This is a genomic window from Halomonas sp. SIMBA_159, from assembly GCF_046536035.1.
Taxonomy (GTDB): Bacteria; Pseudomonadota; Gammaproteobacteria; order Pseudomonadales; family Halomonadaceae; genus Vreelandella; species Vreelandella venusta_A.
This window is the reverse complement of record NZ_JAWJBT010000068.1, coordinates 1-625: the sequence shown is the minus strand read 5'-3', so window position 1 is coordinate 625 and position 625 is coordinate 1. Positions and strand designations below refer to the sequence as shown.

1 protein-coding gene is annotated in these 625 nt (G+C 37.6%); it reads left to right on the top strand.

The window, feature by feature from the left end; all coding sequences use genetic code 11:
• On the top strand, nt 1-625 hold a 625-nt coding region (locus R0J87_RS18360; protein WP_498887962.1), incomplete at both ends, for an HNH endonuclease.

Genomic DNA, 625 nt, shown 5'->3' with positions numbered 1-625 from the left:
TCTAGTTTCCGTTAATATTGCAACTTTCGGAGCTTTTGAAGATGGCAATCCTTTTGCTGAGGCTGAAGGAAACCCTTGGGAGCGTATTGGATGGTGTGTAAAGGCTAAATATCTCGAATTATCTCATCCTGTGTCAATGAGAGAGCATATAGAAGATATTCTAAGTCACTGTCCTCCTAAATATTCTCCTTTCACTCGCACAGGAGGTGGAACACAGGGCTACTTGTTTGAGATTGACCAAGCCTTTGGTGAGTACTTTCTGAGTTTAGTAATGCGAAATAATAATCTATTAATTAATGAAAGTAATGAGAAAGAAGTTGCTGAGATTGAGGATATAGAAAAGTTGATAGATCAGACAACTACCAATACTGAAAAAGAAAGAATCATAAAAACACGAATTGGTCAGGGGTTATTTAAGCAAAAACTACTTAACAGATCTCCGGAGTGTGAAATTTGTGGTTTAGATGTTCCATCGCTTCTTATTGCAAGCCATTGTAAGCCTTGGAGTGAATCAGACAACTTTGAACGCCTCGATGATAATAATGGGCTATTGCTCTGTGCAAATCACGATGGAGTATTCGATAGGGGATTAATTAGTTTTTACTCAAATGGAGAGATCATTATT